We start from the raw sequence: 16246 nt of genomic DNA, 5'->3' as shown, positions 1-16246 counted from the left end.
TTTACCTTTTTATTATCTTTTTAACTGTATCAATACCTTTAGGACCAAGTACTTTTTTTAATGTCTGCTTTGCTTTACTTTCTGCACTGACTTCTAATCTATGCATTATTTGAAGTGCTTTACTTTCGTCATCACTATCAGTAAATACCTCAAAGAGCATTGGTCTATCAGTGATTTCAGGTTCAAGAAACCGTTGATAAATGTCTTCAAATTCTTTTTTATTGCATGCAGAAAAATATTCGAAACCTAAGTTTTCGGCATAGTCTTTAATAAGAGTTCTTGATTTATTTCCATAATGCCCAGCGGCAGCTACGAACTCATCACCATCTATACCAAAATGTGCGGCATGATGATTATACATTCGAAACTCGGTTCCTTTTCCATTGTTTACAAGAAGGATACGTAAGTTATTTGCTGTATGGCGGTTGCCTATGGCATTGAGATCATAGAAAAAGGCTAGATCACCTATCACACCATAATAGAGTTTATTCGGATTTGCTAAGGATGCGCCAAGTAGCGTAGAGACTCCACCGTCAATTCCAAATCCACCGACATTTGAGAAAGAAGTTACGGTATTAGGAAGGTCATAGAAATTCCAAGTTCTTAAGCTATTTAAAATCCCAAAGTGGATAGCTGAACCTGATGGTATTTTCGATGCCAGCTTGGAAGCTAGCCAGATGTTGGAAAAAGGTATCTCTGGTATTTTATTTTGTACTGTTTTTAAAAAATCAGTACATTGTTGAAAATATTCATTAGTAGATGGTTGGTCTGTTTGCTCTACAAAATGCTGAAAAAATGATGTTTCTGACATCTCGAACACATAACGTAACCTACGGAATGTATCGCGTAATTCCCCATCGGGGCTGATACGCCATACTTCATTTCCAGCCATTCCAGCTAAAGGGTAATCTCCAGTTACTTCACCTATATGCAGTGTTATATCTGATTTTAGTTCTGATTTTGAATGAATTTCTTGTGCTGCTGCAAGTGAAAGTAATACACGGTTTTTACCTCTATAACCACTAGTATGATCACAAAAAACAGCAGTATTATACTTACTACAAAAACCTTCTAATGCCTCTATAGCATCGTCACTCCAACTGTGGTGTGAGCCAATAATAATTGATATGCGCTTATTTGCATCAAGAATTGGTAGCTTATCAGCTAAGGTTAAGCGATTTATTACTCTACAGCTGATATTTTCTTTTTCTGTAAAGGGAAGGCTATATGTAGTTGGTAGATTAATATGTACCGGTCCCCCTCCATGTCGGGTTAACTCCAAAATAGCTTGATTGACTTTGACCTCACAATCCCAAAAATCTTCTTCATCCTTAACGACAGGTAAAGTAACGCTGAAATTTGCTACATCATTTGAAATAACACTACGGTCAATCACTTGAGCAACATGATGCCCAATACGACTAATTGGTTGAGTTGAGGTAATCGCTAATACAGGTAGTTTACGATAATAAGCCTCTGTCATACCCGGTGCATAATTTCTTGAGGCTGTGGCTCCAGTACAACTGATAACTACTGGCTCACCAGTTTCAGCTGCCAAACCACAGGCCATATAAGCAGCGGAGCGTTCGTCAACGGCTGAATAAATTTTGAAAAAAGGATCTTTTTGTATACTACCTATAAGTGCATTATTTGTAGTACCAGGTGAAGCAATTATATAACGTATACCATGAGCTTTGAGCAGAGAAATAACAATCAGTGCATTTTTTTCTGGCGTTGAGTAGAATTTCATTATGTTAGTAACCTTCCTACCGTTGGTAGGTTTTTGAATAAACAATATTTGATTTTTGTTTTGAATCCAGATATTTCACTTAAGCAGGTGCTTTCTTTTGATGCTTTATCCTTAAGTGCTTCTTCTTGCCAATTTATTGGCTTGAATGAATAAGGCTTACTACTGAGAAAATTTTGAAGACACGTATCTAAACCGATTTGTGGTGGAATAAAGGTTGAGGTATCTATGAATTGATTAATTTTTTCATTATTGAATATTCGGTTAAATAGCCTATCGTAAATAACTTGATATTTCCCTTCGCGCCAAGCAAAGAAACTATCCAAATCTTGTTCGACTAGTTTTACCATAAACCCATTTTCCGCTAATGAATGTATATAAATTTTTGAAATTTGTTGCCAGCTAATACTTTGATCGTTTGTTATATGAAAGGCTTCACCTAATGCAAGTTTGTTGCCTATTAATGCACAAATACTCCTAGCGACATCTTTGCCTGCAGTGAGAGTAGTCATTTTAGTTTGAATGTCTTTTGCTGTAACTATGCTACGTCCATGTAATGCACGATATAACCAATCTTCTTTTTCAAGTACGCCCAACTGCAATCGTTCATCATCATATGTGATATAAGGACGGATGATTGTCCAATTTTTACTATTGCTATCAAATAAAAGATTTTCTTGTCTTGCTTTTGTTAATGCATATTCATCAGTTTTTAAATAATCACTATCTTTTATTGCGTCGAGTAATCGTAGTGAATTTTCTGTTATTGGATTTGTAGAATCTGCATAAACACGCGCAGAGCTGATAAAAATATACTGTTTTGTTGATTTTAAAAATTGAGCATAACGTTGTTGAAAAACAGGTGTAGAGTACACCATAAAATCGACGATTACGTCCCAGCTTTGGCTTAATAAATTATTTAGGAATTCTTGGCTGTGGGCATTTCCTTGAATATAATTAACATTATTATTTATACCTGATCGGTTACGTGAAGTAACATAAATTTGATTACCTTGTTTCTCTAAGATACGCACAAGGTGAATACCCATAGCACCGGTTCCACCTAGAACTAAAACTTTCACTTAGCACCTCTAAATTTTAATAACTTACTGGTTAAGACATTAATTGTTTTTCTACGCCAATGCTGATCTAATCCTAAATAGTACATAGCAAGAGTTGAAGTTGTGATAGAGAATATTATAACAATTAAAGAGGTATATAAGTTCCTTGGAAGGCTATTTGATAAAAGTACGCTAAGAATGACTGAAATAATTAGAATTACTAGAACAGGGCCAACTACCTTCTTATAATAAGGTAAGATTGGCATAGAGATAAGATATTTAACCAGCAATAGGCGCACTTGAAACATAAAAAGGTTAGCAGCTATTGCTACGTAAAAAACCGACTCAGCTGAGTATCCTAAGCTCAAAACCCACCATGAAACAAAAAATATTGCGATTTGAATACTACCTAAAGTTATTTCATACAGTGCCATTTTACCTGGGGCTCTTGCAGCTGTTGTCAATGGCATACTTATGGCTAATATTAATGATTCAACAATTGCTAATCGAGTAAATAGAATGGCTTCTTGTGGTGGGTTTTTTAACCAAAGTGTTAAAATTGTTTTCATCTCAAGCAGCATTGGTAGCGCAAATACCCACATTAAGAAAAAAGTGAGTTTAGAACCATTAAAAATTAAGCTCATCATCTCATTTTTTTGATTTGAAGCATAAGACTTAATGATCGGTGGATATAATCCTGTATTCAAGTTGTTCGAAAATACAGCTACTTGACTAGCAATATTAAGAGCAATAGCCCTTGCTGCAACAATACTTGGATTAAACATTTGGTTAACTAACACAGTGACAGCTTGGTTTCGAAATACAGTGCTAATTTGCCCTAATAAAGTCCAAGTTGTAAAGCCTATAATTTCTTTAAATATGGTAGTGCTCCAATAAAACTTTCTTAGTTGACACTCAGTATATTTTCTTATGCAAATATAAATATAAGCACATGCTATCAATGCGGATATAATAAAAAGAGATATTCCATAGTATATAAGTAAGTCGTAGTTAACATAAGCTAAAGATATTGCGATGCTCAACTTTAAAATAGCATCAACCACAGAAATAAGTGCGTAAATATGCATATCCTCGTGAGCAATTAAGATTGCTATAAAAGGTGCACTAAAAATAGAAAAAACAAAAGAAATAGAAGTGTAATGATAGAGTTCTAATGCGGCATTAAAGCGTGTATCAGGTATTTTTAAATATTCTTTAATATACCAAAGACCTAGAGTTTGCAACAGAGCATAAGTAAGTAACGCAATGATGACATACATAATCAAATTCACACTGAACGTTTTTTTTAATTTTAATATATCTTTTTTTCCCATAGCAAACGAAAAAAAACGTTGAGTGGCACTTGCCATGCTTCCTGGTAAAAATGTCAATAAAGTAACGAAGCCAGTAACAACACTATAAACACCATAATCTTCTATGCCTAACTCATTCAAAATTACCCGCATAGAATACAAAGTAATTAGAATAATAATAATTTGGCGTATGTAAAGAGATACTGTATTTTTAAGAATTTTTTTATTGGACATTGAAAAATAAAGCTCAATATTGGTAATAAGTAAATTTAAATTATCTATTGATAAAGCTCTCACTTAAAAAACTATTATCATAAAATGAGATTATTAATAATATGACGAACAACCGCAGAACCAATAAAGCCTGCACCACCAGTAACTAATATTTTCACTGAAAACCTTGCTAATTAATAATCTATTAAGTAAGGAGGGATTTAACTATGGTATAAATGTTCATCATTTAATTAGGTTAGACCATAGCTACCGCACTGGGTTGTCGGGTCCCAGAGCACCATTGAATTCTGTAGTTATGCTTATTAATTGAAAATGTTACCTTTTTTCGTAACTGGTCAATTGATAAGCATTTCTTATCATTTTATACTCGCGAAAGAGTATGCCTCTGCGCTGACACGGTCAAGCAAATGCGCCTAATAATAGCATTAAATATAGGTCGTGACTATCGGTGTAATTCCCTTAGAGAATAGTCTTACTTTATTTAATCAATTATATAATTCCTTTTAAATTATCATGTTATACGTATTCTAATCATCGCTTATCGAAGGCCTAAAATTTTATTTTAGGACAGTTGGAAATAACCTTATTTTTTATCGAGGTATTCTATTTATTGACGCTAAGTATCTATTGGCACATTAGTACCGTGTTGATTTAAGTTAAATAACTTAGAGAAACATAATTATTGTTCATTAATTGTGTTTCAAACGCGTAAACAGTGTTTTATTAATAAAAAACAACTATAAATTATCTGAAAACAATTAATAAGCGTCTAGAGTAAATTAATTTTACCGACGTTTATTGTCTTTTATGTCGATATAATGAAGTGTAGTTGGGGGGGGAATAAATAACAACACGGTACTCGTCATACTTCAAGATACAGGGGTGTTGACTGCGCTCAGCTAGCCGAGTCACATAGTTTATCTATGCTCCCCGCCTATCTTCGCTTGTCGCCTACCTGTATCTCGAATTATTTAGAGTATCTACTCGTCATACTTCAAGATACAGGGGTGTTGACTGCGCTCAGCTAGCTGAGTCACATAGTTATCTATGCTCCTCGCCTATCTTCGCTTGTCGCCTACCTGCATCTCGAATTATTTAGGGTATCTACTCGTCATACTGCAAGTTGCAATGTTCTCTATTGAGGTGTGACAACTGTACTCAGTTAGCCGGGTTACACTGTTTACCTATGCTCCCCGACTATTTTGACTTACCGACTACTTATAATTCGAATTATTTAAACCAAGTACTACCACTTAAATGGCAGGGTAACCATAACGGATGCACCCACATCATCACGTGTGTTGTAATCTGATTGAGAAACCCAGACTTTAGCATCGGTATTAACTCGGTCATCAAAGTTATGCCACCAACCTAAATCAATACCTTTAATGGTTTCGGATCTTGGATAGACTTTATTTTGTGGATAACTTTCTTTATTGACCTTGGCATACACTAAGCGAGTGCTGACACGGTTATCATCATCAAGGGTATATTCTACTTTCCCTGATATCATGCGACCGTCACCGCCCATTGCATGGCCTAGCGGGGCACCTTGTTGGTAGTAGCCATTTTGATAGATAAAATGAGTGTACATCACGCCATTTTTATTCCACTCGGTATGCGTATTGGCGCCTTCAATATACCAGCTCAGAGGTTGACCCCAAGCGGTGTGATAACCTTCAATACCGCCCATGAACGCATTTTTCGATGGGAACATGCCGGCTTCGTCTTCACCGATCATTTGACCATAAATACTGACAGGTAAACCAATTAGCGGATAAAGTTTAATTTTTGCATCTAGGCCAGCAAGTTGGTTACCTGGGTCTTCATCCTTATCACCCGTGTTATCTTTACCAGCCATGGCATTCCAGAACGAATTCCAGTTATTTGGACGGCCTTCACCACCCCACATGACTACACGTGAACCGCCAAATTCAAAGAAGTCAGTTGGGTTCATGGTCATACGTAGGCCAATCAATTTAGTATGCGGCTGTGAGGAGTACTGTTTAATTTGGCCTGCGGTTAGCTGATATTGCCATGAGCCAATCCATGAAAGCCAAGGCGTCTCAAATGGGCTTTGGTCAGCACGCTGTAGTAGGAAACCTGTTACTGGTCTTGCAGCGTCAGTACGAATTAAGCTGCCATCATGGCCAGGCCCCCACCATTGAGGGATCTCACCAAAACTTATCCATTGGTTCCACACTTTAACGCCGCCATAGGAGCCGTTTAGGTTGTAGTCGGAACCATTTTCAACCCGCAGTGCGCGTTCCGCATTGGCTTTTAAATTTAAATCAACATCATCAGTGCTGTAGTTACCCTCAACGGTGTAGCGGAAGTCGCTGTATTCGCTTTGTGCGAACCCTTGTGGCATTGGTGATTTACCCGTTGATAGGTAGGTTTGTAGCTGAACGCTGTTTTTAGTGCGGTTGAGCTGTTGTTTGATACGTTGAACAAGAGCTTCTTGTTCATTATTGGTGATATTGGCGTTATTTAATGCGCGGGTAATTTCTTCTGAAGATAACGGCCAAGTCGAAAGGCTAATTTGGATAACGTTCCGTTCTGAGAGCCACGCAAGATCGTTTCTTAAGTTATTGTCTGGAAGGACTAGTCCACCCGCTAGTGTGCTGCCACTCATTGCACTCAATAACGTTAGGATGGCTAGTTTGGTCAACTTGATATTTTTCATTGATGAATCCATTGAGTTGAGTCGTCTAATTTTTTGTGTTTTTATGAAAAAAATATGCAAAATATTAATTTAATGCAGCACACGAATTTAGTGTGGTAATACCCACGCTAACATTACCCTTATATTCGTTGTGTTGATTAGGTATGCGTGCTTCGGCCTTTTTATAATAGGTAATCTATCTGTAAATAAAAAGCAGAATATCAATATATCAGACAAACGGCATTTTCTAGATATCGGTATAACGATATAACTCTAAATACGATTTATTAGAATTCAGAGGTTAAGTGTTATTTTGACAATTATTCCGTGTCTATTTTTTCTAAATAACTTTTATTCTTGATTAAAGGAGTTATTTAGTTTGGTGCGTAATAAATATCAGGAATATTGCTTAGGTTGAAATTAATACACTGTTAATGATGTGTAATAAAATAAGGCTTCTTAAACTTAATATTCAAGAAGCCTTAAGTTAAATTTATGATTGAGTGGCGTTAGCGCCCATGTTCAGGAAGCCAAATTTGCAAACGTAGCCCCCCTAATGGGCTATCATCGGCTTTCACCCAACCTTTATGCTGTGAGATGGCAGTTTCCACAATGGCAAGGCCTAAGCCAGTGCCTCCGGTTTCTCTATCTCGCGCTTCGTCTGTGCGGTAGAAAGGGCGGAAGATGTGTTCACGGTCGGCTGGACTAACGCCAGGGCCATCGTCGTCAACAGTGATTAGTACACCATTGTTTTCTTCTTTGAAATCGACAGCGATATGAGTATTTGAGTAGCGCAGTGCGTTACGGACGATGTTTTCAAAGGCACTACCAATCGCCGATGGATTGCAATAGATAGGCCATGAGCCCGGTGGTGATGTGACATCAAGGGTTTTATTCATCTGTTCCGCTTCGAATTTTGCGTCTTCTAAAATATCGCCCCACAGATCATCAGCCTTAATGTTCTCCCTTAAGATTTCATTTTTGTGCTGACTGCGTGATAGTACGAGTAAGTCATTGATCATGCTATCAAGGCGGTGGGTTTCGGTTTCAATACGCTCTAATTCTTTACTTTCACCATGCCGACGGCGTAATAAAGCTGTCGCTAATTGCAAACGCGTCAGTGGGGTTCTCAGTTCATGAGAGATATCAGAGATCAGTCGCTGTTGGGCACTCACCATGCCATCGAGAGCGCTGATCATTTGGTTAAAACTGTTTCCCGCAGATAAAAATTCTTGAGGCCCAGCTTCAAGTTCTGGGTGAGGCCGTAAGTTGCCTTTTGCGACATCATCTGCTGCCATTTTGAGTTTGCGCGCAGGACGGGCAAGGCTCCAAGATAGCCAGAGCAATAACGGGGCACTGATGAGCATGGTGGCAATTAACAGTAAGAATGGCCGGTCAAACAATAAGTTGATAAAGTCAGATTGTGGGCTATTTGCAGGACGAACTAAATAGAGTTGGTAATGGTCTTCACCATCGCGTATGGAGAAAGGGCCTAAGATTTCGGCACGACCATACTTTTTCTTTTTAGGGTGATCAGCATTGTCTGATTGCCCAATAAAATTACGGATAACTTGCATTTCACTTGGCATCGCACCAATAACGCGTCCTTCGCTGGTCACAATAATGAGACGTTGGCCAGGGGGCGCCCATTTTTTGATGGAATTGGAAATTCGCCTCCACCAAAGTAGGTCGTTCATCGGTGCTTGAGCCAGTTCAGCTTCAATGTGCTGCTCAAGCATTTCCCCTTGGCGTTGCTCACTCTCCATAAGGACAGTGAGCTGCCTAGAGTCAAGCTTGGGCACCATCAGCACTAGCATTAATACTAGTGCGAGGGTGAACCAGAAAATCGCAAATATCCTTGCGGTTAAGCTATTTATCATGTTGCAGAAACCATTAAGTATCCACGACCACGCAAGGTTTTAAACCAAGGTTGGCCATCTGTTCGTTCTGGAAGCTTACGACGTAAGTTTGAGATGTGCATATCAATCGCACGGTCAAACGGAGTCAGACGTTTTCCAAGTACTTCTTGGCTTAAATGTTCCCTTGAAACGACTTGGCCAAGGTGCTGCGCTAATAAATACAGTAAGGTGAACTCAGTTCCGGTTAAGTCAAGGATTTCATTATCGAAACTGGCCTCTTGACGGCCTGGATTGAGTTGTAGCTTATCCACTTGCAGAACAGGTGTATTGCTATTGTCACCTTGGGTTTGTTCACTCCAATTTGAACGGCGTAGTAGCGCACGAATACGGGCAACTAATTCACGGTCATTGAATGGTTTAGGAAGATAGTCATCTGCACCTAATTCAAGCCCTAATACTTTGTCGAGTTCGCTACCGCGTGCGGTCAACATAATGACAGGGGTTTGGTGGATCTGACGTAGTTCTTTTAAGGTCTCAATGCCGTTTTTCTTTGGCATCATGACATCGAGTAATAATAGATCAATGGATGAGTCAATCTGTTGTAAAGCCTGTTCACCATCATAGGCGATGACAACGTTGAAACCTTCCATTTCGAGCAGTTCTTTTAAGAGCGACGTGAGTTCACGGTCGTCATCAACTAATAGGATTTTATGCATGTGTTTAAGTCCTCCAACTGCCAAAATACGATAACAATCTTCACGATTCCATGACTTTACGTTCTTTTACATGCTCTGACGCTAGTTTGCAGCCACCGGCGTATAGTTATCCACATTGAATCACGAGCACTGTCCGAGAACAAGGAGTATTGGAATGCAAAGAACTTCACAAACAACAGTCAAGTTAGTGTTAGCTTCTGCATTTATTATCGGTTCAGTGACGGCTTTTGGGGATACACCAGAAAGTGTTCAACAAACTGGTGATACATCTAGCCCGCTAATGCTACAAATGCAAAATGAGTCTGCATCTTCAGTGCCTGTCATGACTCAACTTCAACACTATGAGTTGTTTGGTAGTGAAGAACGCACAAGTACATTTATGTTTAATGGTATCACGTTAAATGAAAAACAGCGTCAGCAATTGCGTGATTTAATGGCAACTCAGCGTCGTTATCAATTTGATAACCCAGTTTCTGTGCAAGAGCGTGAAGCACTGCACAATCTAATTGTCGCGGACGACTTTGATGAAAAAGCCATTCGTGAACAGTTAGAAAAAAGTTTGCAAAAAGAATTGAATCAGCGTGTTGAAATGGCTCGAATTCATCATGAATTGTACCAGTTATTAACTCCTGAGCAGAAAGCCCAATTAGAGAAGATACATCAACAAAAAATGTCTCAGTTTCAGGCTTTGCAGTAACGAATTCTTTTGATCTAAATTCTCTTGATCGTAGTAGTGAAGTAGCAATAAGTGAAGTTTTTCCTTGCCATAGACACCATCCCTGTCTTTTACAGCCCCTTTTAGGGGCTATTTTTTTGCTGATCGTCATGTTTGCATTATCGATTGTGACTTTGTTGGCTTGTTAATTTCCTCATGTTTGTCTTGCCTGATATCTTATTCGTCTTGCATTTTAAGTCATTTATAAAATATTATTTTTTGCAGTTATTGAAATTTCAGTGAATTATTTGAGATAGTATGACTTATTCTGCTAGCAATTCTGCTATTTGAATAGTAATCAGATAAAATTCGTATGATGAGTATTATCTCTCTATATTCCTATTGTTATTTTTTTCAGAATTTATAGTCTTTAACGCTTAAAAAGAATAGTTGTGTGTATTGCAAAGGAAAAAATATTATGAAAATGAAGGCACTTGTTGCAGTCGCTGTATCAGCTGTCATTTTGACTGGGTGTAAAAATTTAGATCAGGGCATGCTAACGAATTCAGGTATGCAACTATTTCAAGCTGCTACATTAACTGATAGCGATGTGAAGCAACTAAGCGACCAATCATGTAAAGAGATGGACGCTCAAAATAAAATCGCTCCTTCTTCTAGCAAGTATTCAAAACGTTTAGACAAAATTGCTAAAGCGCTAGGAAATGAAGTTGATGGAACACCTGTTAACTATAAAGTTTATATGACTGATGATGTTAACGCATGGGCGATGGCAAATGGCTGTGTACGTGTGTATAGCGGTATGATGGATCTGATGAATGACAACGAAATCGAAGGTGTTCTTGGTCATGAAATGGGTCACGTTGCGCTAGGTCATTCACGTAAAGCAATGCAAGTGGCTTATGCAACAGTTGCTGCACGTACTGCCGCTGCTTCAGCAGGTGGCGTGGTTGAACAACTAAGCGCATCACAAGTTGCTGCTTTGGGTGAGAAACTGGTTAATTCTCAGTTCTCTCAACACCAAGAAAGTCAAGCGGATGATTTCTCTTATGACCTGTTGAAAAAACGCGGTATTAAAACCGAAGGTTTAGCAACTAGCTTTGAGAAACTAGCTAAATTAGGTGGTAGTGAAAGCAGTATGTTTGATTCTCACCCACCATCAGCGGAGCGTGCTCAGCACATTCGTGAGCGTATCGCCGCAGACAAGTAATCTGTATTTGTTAAAGCCATTCAGTCGTTACCACGACTGAAGTTGTTGACGAAGCGGGATAAAAGCATAGTTTTTCCCGCTTCGTGTTATCAGCCGAAAATCAATAAATTGATTTTCTAATCTATTGTAAGAACCGTAGTCACTGCCGCCAAACATAATAGGTTTCTTGCTACCACTATTCGCTTTTGTTCCCTTCCAGACTTATTTCTACTTATTTATCTGAGAGTATCCTCTCAAAAAAAGTGAAATCAGACCTTCCTTGTTGTGCTCTTTAGTGGGGCTATATATCTTTATTTTTGTAAAAGAAAAATAAGTATTAATAAATAAAAATAGAAAACGTGTTGCAAGGAATAAAGATGGAAAAACCACAAAGAATTTCTTTGTTAGCAAAAGGTATGGGGATGTTACTGTCGTTTACTTGTCGACTGTTAACAGGGGTAAGAACACGTTGGGTTGGGTGCCAGCCAACAATCGCTTCACGGATTTATTATGCGAATCACTCTAGTCATTTAGATGGGTTAGTTATTTGGGCGGGGCTACCGCCTTTAATGCGCCATGCAGTTCATCCTGTTGCTGCCAAAGATTATTGGGATAAAACGCCATTTAGGCGTTATTTGGTTAATAAAGTTTTTCGCGCAGTATTAATTGATCGAAAAGGGGATGGCCCAGCCAAAGAAAATGTATTAGCACCCCTTGAAGCGATATTAGCAAAAAGTGAGTCACTGATATTATTTCCCGAAGGAACCCGTGGAGATGGTGAAGAGCTGAGCAGTTTCAAAAGTGGTATTTACCATCTCTCTAAAAAATATCCCAATGTTGAAGTGGTACCTGTATATCTTGAGAATTTAAATCGTGTTTTACCAAAAGGCTCAAAATTGGTTGTGCCAATTATTTGCTCTGCGGTTGTCGGTCAACCTTTAGCGCCATTAGCGGAAGAAGAGTCTAAAGCCGAGTTTTTACAACGAGCAAAACTTGCTTTAGAGGAGTTGATGCCATGAGTATTTGGGATAGCGAAATAGCTTTATTGTTATCAGGTGTTTTCAGCATCTTAGTTGTGGCAAGTATTATTGGTGGGATCCTTGCCTATCGTTATTCAGGGGAAAAGAGTAACCCAACAATTGATAATTTAAATGCCAGAATACGTGCTTGGTGGTTAATGTGTATTGTGTGTGTATTGGCTGTAGTGATTGGTAATATTGGAGTTGTGATCTTATTTGCATTGATCTCCTTTTTTGCCTTGAGAGAATTTATTACTTTAGCACCGACAAGACGTAGTGATCACGAAGCTTTGTTTTGGTGTTTCTTTATTTTTCTACCTCTGCAATATATTTTAGTTGGGATCCAATGGTATGGCATGTTTTCAATCTTTGTTCCTGTATTTGTGTTTTTATTTTTACCAACCCGTATTGCAATAGCAGGGGACACTTACCATTTTCTTGAGCGCACAGCCAAAATTCAGTGGGGAATGTTAGTCACTGTATTCTGTTTAAGCCATGTACCTGCATTATTGATGCTAGATATTAAAGGCTACGAAGGTGAAAATGTAAAACTGCTATTATTCCTTATTGTCGTGACGCAACTTTCAGACGTTTTACAGTATGTATTTGGTAAGCTCTTTGGCAAACGCCCGATTGTGCCTAAGTTGAGCCCGAATAAAACGATAGAAGGCTTTTTAGGTGGGATACTGTCTTCTGTATTGATTGGGATCTGCTTGTATTGGGTTACGCCATTTAACTGGTGGGTTGCGGGGTTAATGTCTCTTGCGATTACCTTAATGGGGTTTGTTGGTGGATTGTGTATGTCTGCGATCAAACGAGACAGTGGCATTAAAGATTTTGGAGCCATTATTGAAGGACATGGCGGAATGTTAGACCGCATTGACTCATTATGTTTTGCCGCCCCTATTTTCTTTCATTTTACACGTTATTTTTATACCTAATACTAGGTTGATTGAAATCCAAAGACAGGGTGCTTGAAGCCTAACGTCAACATTTGAAAGAGAAACAGCAGAGGGAAAAGCTCCCTCTGCTCAGCAACTACCTCAGTTCGTAATCGAGGGTTGCTTGGACTACAGTGTGACCACTGGTGATATGCAACGAGCAGAGCTTGTCGCGTAACATCGATGATAAACACAGTACAGTGATACATACTGCCAGTATCACCATAAAGGCATACTTAGTCATTTCTCCTTGACCTCTTATTGGCTAAGAGGCACAATCCCAAGTGTCGAGTTTGAGATGTGTGCCCCGTTGGTTGAACATATTCACTAACGGGGCTTTCTCATTTTTGGCCCAGACTGCATGCTTGAACCAAAAAGGATCAAGCACCCACCGAAAGCCTATCAAAATTAAATTCCTTCTGCATTTTGACATTATGATTAGCACAGTCGAGCCCGCATTTTATGATGATGGCATTACCTCTTATGGGGGAATGTGTCGTGGATTGAACTGGAAAAGACAGGGTGCTTGAAGCCTAACTTTAACATTTGAAAGAGAAACAGCAGAGGGAAAAGCTCTCTCTGCTCAGCAACTACCTCGGTTCGTAATCGAGGGTTGCTTGGACTACAGTGTGACCACTGGTGATATGCAACGAACAGAGCTTGTCGCGTAGCATCGATGATAAACACAGTACAGTGATACATACTGTCAGTATCACCATAAAGGCGTACTTGGTCATTTCTCCTTGACCTCTTATTGGCTAAGAGGCACAATCTCAAATGTCTGGTTTGAGATGTGCGCCCCGTTGGTTGAACATATTCACTAACGGGGCTTTCTCATTTTTGGCCCAGACTGCATGCTTGAACCAAAAAGGATCAAGCACCCACCGAAAGCCTATCAAAATTAAATTCCTTCTGCATTTTGACATTATGATTAGCACAGTCGAGCCCGCATTTTATGGATGATGGCATTACCTCTTATGGGGGAATGTGTCGTGGATTGAACTGGAAAAGACAGGGTGCTTGAAGCCTAACGTCAACATTTGAAAGAGAAACAGCAGAGGGAAAAGCTCCCTCTGCTCAGCAACTACCTCGGTTCGTAATCGAGGGTTGCTTGGACTACAGTGTGACCACTGGTGATATGTAACGAGCAGAGCTTGTCGCGTAGCATCGATGATAAACACAGTACAGTGATACATACTGTCAGTATCACCATAAAGGCGTACTTGGTCATTTCTCCTTGACCTCTTATTGGCTAAGAGGCACAATCTCAAATGTTTGGGTTTGAGATGTGTGCCCCGTTGGTTGAACATATTCACTAACGGGGCTTTCTCATTTTTGGCCCAGACTGCATGCTTGAACCAAAAAGGATCAAGCACCCACCGAAAGCCTATCAAAATTGAATTTCTCCTGCATTTTGACATTGTGATTTGCACAGTTGAGCCCGCATTTTTATCTGTATTTTTAACCCTAATAGGGGATATCAGTTAAGGCGACCCGTTCCTAATATCTGTGTCACTCATAAGGTTAAGCCCTCATGAGCTATAAATGTTATTATTTAGAGTATAAGCACTTAATTTCTGTTTCGAAGTAAGGTAACAACCGCTATAGTGGTTCGCTATTCTGTGGTAATCATGTTTATGCGCTAAAATTATGTAAGCTGGATCACAATAAACAATCAAAGCTTGATAGAAAGCAGGTATATACAATTAGCTATACCGTATTATAGTGCTAGGTGAATCAATTCAGCATTGGCGGTTTGTAACAGAATTTGGTTTAGAAAAGCACGGTGTTGAACGGTGTTTTTCATTGATTTGCAATTTATATTCATTAATCAGAGGTCATCATGGTCAAGCAGATTAAAAGAATTGGGGTATTAACAAGTGGTGGTGATGCACCCGGTATGAATGCTGCAATCCGCGGTGTTGTACGAGCGGCATTAAGTGAAGGTTTAGAAGTGATGGGTATTTATGATGGATACCTTGGCTTATATGAAAACCGCATGAAACAGCTAGACCGCTATAGTGTCTCTGACATGATCAACCGTGGAGGTACCTTCTTAGGTTCAGCTCGCTTCCCTCAATTCCGCGATGAAAAAGTTCGTGCTGTTGCCATTGAGAATCTGAAAAAAAATCATATTGATGCCTTGGTTGTTATTGGTGGTGATGGGTCTTACCTTGGCGCTAAAGCATTGACTGAAGCTGGTTTCCCTTGTATTGGCTTGCCGGGAACCATCGATAATGACGTCGCAGGAACGGACTATACTATTGGTTACTTCACTGCGCTGGAAACCGTGGTTGAGGCTATTGACCGTTTACGTGATACATCGACTTCTCACAAACGTATTTCTATTGTCGAAGTCATGGGGCGTTATTGTGGTGACTTAACCCTATCAGCAGCGATTGCTGGTGGATGTGAATTCTTAGTTTTACCTGAAAATGAAATGTCATTTGATCGTGAAGAGCTACTATCTGAAATCAAACAAGGGATTGAAAAGGGTAAACGTCACGCTATCGTAGCGATTACTGAGCATGTTTGTGATGTGGATGAATTAGCCAAATATATTGAAGCGGAAACCCATCATGAAACACGTGCTACAGTACTTGGGCACATTCAGCGCGGTGGCTCGCCTGTTGCGTATGATCGGATTTTGGCATCGCGCATGGGAGCGTATTCAATCCAATTATTGTTAGAAGGTTATGGTAGCCGTTGCGTTGGTATTCAAAACGAAAAATTGGTTCATCATGATATTATTGATGCAGTGATGAATATGAAGCGTGTGTTTAAGAAAGATTGGTACGACACAGCGAAAAAACTGTACTAATTCACCTC

At 39.1% G+C, this 16246-nt stretch carries 14 protein-coding genes and 1 pseudogene; 5 read left to right on the top strand and 10 right to left on the bottom strand.

Features of this window, described 5'->3' with window-relative positions; translation table 11 throughout:
• Position 1: 1 nt before the first annotated feature.
• The 7 genes and pseudogenes from menD to cpxR form a co-directional block, all read right to left on the bottom strand.
• Positions 2-1750 (bottom strand): 2-succinyl-5-enolpyruvyl-6-hydroxy-3-cyclohexene-1-carboxylate synthase, encoded by a 1749-nt coding sequence (menD, locus tag SC428_RS16840; RefSeq protein ID WP_318708990.1) that lies wholly within the window; start codon positions 1748-1750, stop codon positions 2-4.
• Positions 1750-2829 carry an NAD-dependent epimerase/dehydratase family protein gene (locus SC428_RS16835; protein ID WP_318708988.1) on the bottom strand — a complete coding sequence of 360 codons (1080 nt, stop codon included), beginning with the start codon at positions 2827-2829 and terminating at the stop codon, positions 1750-1752. Before SC428_RS16835 ends, menD begins: the two co-directional genes overlap by 1 nt.
• Positions 2826-4418: a lipopolysaccharide biosynthesis protein gene (locus SC428_RS16830; protein ID WP_318708985.1), complete on the bottom strand. Its 1593-nt coding sequence runs from the start codon at positions 4416-4418 to the stop codon at positions 2826-2828. Before SC428_RS16830 ends, SC428_RS16835 begins: the two co-directional genes overlap by 4 nt.
• A gap of 26 nt (positions 4419-4444) precedes the next feature.
• Positions 4445-4513: pseudogene (locus SC428_RS16825) on the bottom strand (NAD-dependent epimerase/dehydratase family protein); the annotation flags it as partial.
• 1088 nt (positions 4514-5601) lie between these two features.
• Positions 5602-7041, bottom strand: a complete 1440-nt coding sequence (locus tag SC428_RS16820; RefSeq protein WP_318708982.1) for a capsule assembly Wzi family protein — start codon at positions 7039-7041, stop codon at positions 5602-5604.
• 488 nt (positions 7042-7529) lie between these two features.
• Positions 7530-8900: an envelope stress sensor histidine kinase CpxA gene (gene cpxA, locus SC428_RS16815; RefSeq protein WP_070929932.1), complete on the bottom strand. Its 1371-nt coding sequence runs from the start codon at positions 8898-8900 to the stop codon at positions 7530-7532.
• Positions 8897-9595 carry an envelope stress response regulator transcription factor CpxR gene (gene cpxR, locus SC428_RS16810; protein WP_042846693.1) on the bottom strand — a complete coding sequence of 233 codons (699 nt, stop codon included), beginning with the start codon at positions 9593-9595 and terminating at the stop codon, positions 8897-8899. The genes cpxA and cpxR overlap by 4 nt, the downstream gene beginning before the upstream one ends.
• A gap of 154 nt (positions 9596-9749) precedes the next feature.
• Between cpxR and SC428_RS16805 the strand changes: the two genes are divergently transcribed.
• From SC428_RS16805 to SC428_RS16790, 4 genes are all read left to right on the top strand, one after another.
• Complete coding sequence (locus tag SC428_RS16805) at positions 9750-10292, top strand: Spy/CpxP family protein refolding chaperone (RefSeq protein ID WP_070929933.1); 543 nt, start codon at positions 9750-9752, stop codon at positions 10290-10292.
• A 436-nt stretch (positions 10293-10728) separates the two neighbouring features.
• Entirely contained in the window at positions 10729-11478 is a 750-nt protein-coding gene (locus tag SC428_RS16800) for a M48 family metallopeptidase (RefSeq protein ID WP_140183219.1), read from the top strand.
• Between the two features lie 356 nt (positions 11479-11834).
• Complete coding sequence (locus SC428_RS16795) at positions 11835-12476, top strand: lysophospholipid acyltransferase family protein (RefSeq protein ID WP_318708973.1); 642 nt, start codon at positions 11835-11837, stop codon at positions 12474-12476.
• Positions 12473-13417: a phosphatidate cytidylyltransferase gene (locus tag SC428_RS16790; RefSeq protein WP_070929936.1), complete on the top strand. Its 945-nt coding sequence runs from the start codon at positions 12473-12475 to the stop codon at positions 13415-13417. Before SC428_RS16795 ends, SC428_RS16790 begins: the two co-directional genes overlap by 4 nt.
• A 97-nt stretch (positions 13418-13514) precedes the next feature.
• Here the strand turns inward: SC428_RS16790 and SC428_RS16785 are convergent, their stop codons facing one another.
• The 3 genes from SC428_RS16785 to SC428_RS16775 all read right to left on the bottom strand — a co-directional run bounded on the left by SC428_RS16785 (position 13515) and on the right by SC428_RS16775 (position 14630).
• A complete protein-coding gene (locus SC428_RS16785) occupies positions 13515-13643 on the bottom strand; it encodes a type I toxin-antitoxin system Hok family toxin (protein ID WP_261785760.1) in 129 nt (42 codons plus the stop codon).
• Positions 13644-14007: 364 nt separating this feature from the next.
• Positions 14008-14136: a type I toxin-antitoxin system Hok family toxin gene (locus tag SC428_RS16780; protein WP_257644857.1), complete on the bottom strand. Its 129-nt coding sequence runs from the start codon at positions 14134-14136 to the stop codon at positions 14008-14010.
• Positions 14137-14501: 365 nt separating this feature from the next.
• The gene (locus SC428_RS16775; RefSeq protein WP_257644857.1) at positions 14502-14630 is read right to left on the bottom strand and encodes a type I toxin-antitoxin system Hok family toxin; all 129 of its coding nucleotides are present in this window, start codon (positions 14628-14630) and stop codon (positions 14502-14504) included.
• Between the two features lie 630 nt (positions 14631-15260).
• On the opposite strand from SC428_RS16775, the gene pfkA reads away from it, so the two are divergent.
• Complete coding sequence (gene pfkA, locus SC428_RS16770) at positions 15261-16238, top strand: 6-phosphofructokinase (RefSeq protein ID WP_070927404.1); 978 nt, start codon at positions 15261-15263, stop codon at positions 16236-16238.
• The last annotated feature ends 8 nt before the right edge of the window (positions 16239-16246 follow it).

The organism is Providencia sp. 2023EL-00965 (assembly GCF_033550225.1).
Lineage (GTDB): Bacteria > Pseudomonadota > Gammaproteobacteria > Enterobacterales > Enterobacteriaceae > Providencia > Providencia manganoxydans.
Note: the sequence above shows the minus strand (reverse complement) of the source record. Positions and strands in the feature narration are given on the sequence as shown.

Excerpts from the sequence above, each read along its gene's own strand:
- menD (WP_318708990.1), bottom strand. The coding sequence starts at position 1,750 with ATGAAATTCTACTCAACGCCAGAAAAAAATGCACTGATTGTTATTTCT.
- SC428_RS16820 (WP_318708982.1), bottom strand. The coding sequence starts at position 7,041 with ATGAAAAATATCAAGTTGACCAAACTAGCCATCCTAACGTTATTGAGT.
- cpxA (WP_070929932.1), bottom strand. The coding sequence starts at position 8,900 with ATGATAAATAGCTTAACCGCAAGGATATTTGCGATTTTCTGGTTCACC.
- cpxR (WP_042846693.1), bottom strand. The coding sequence starts at position 9,595 with ATGCATAAAATCCTATTAGTTGATGACGACCGTGAACTCACGTCGCTC.
- SC428_RS16805 (WP_070929933.1), top strand. The coding sequence starts at position 9,750 with ATGCAAAGAACTTCACAAACAACAGTCAAGTTAGTGTTAGCTTCTGCA.
- SC428_RS16800 (WP_140183219.1), top strand. The coding sequence starts at position 10,729 with ATGAAAATGAAGGCACTTGTTGCAGTCGCTGTATCAGCTGTCATTTTG.
- SC428_RS16795 (WP_318708973.1), top strand. The coding sequence starts at position 11,835 with ATGGAAAAACCACAAAGAATTTCTTTGTTAGCAAAAGGTATGGGGATG.
- SC428_RS16790 (WP_070929936.1), top strand. The coding sequence starts at position 12,473 with ATGAGTATTTGGGATAGCGAAATAGCTTTATTGTTATCAGGTGTTTTC.
- SC428_RS16785 (WP_261785760.1), bottom strand. The coding sequence starts at position 13,643 with ATGGTGATACTGGCAGTATGTATCACTGTACTGTGTTTATCATCGATG.
- SC428_RS16780 (WP_257644857.1), bottom strand. The coding sequence starts at position 14,136 with ATGGTGATACTGACAGTATGTATCACTGTACTGTGTTTATCATCGATG.
- SC428_RS16775 (WP_257644857.1), bottom strand. The coding sequence starts at position 14,630 with ATGGTGATACTGACAGTATGTATCACTGTACTGTGTTTATCATCGATG.
- pfkA (WP_070927404.1), top strand. The coding sequence starts at position 15,261 with ATGGTCAAGCAGATTAAAAGAATTGGGGTATTAACAAGTGGTGGTGAT.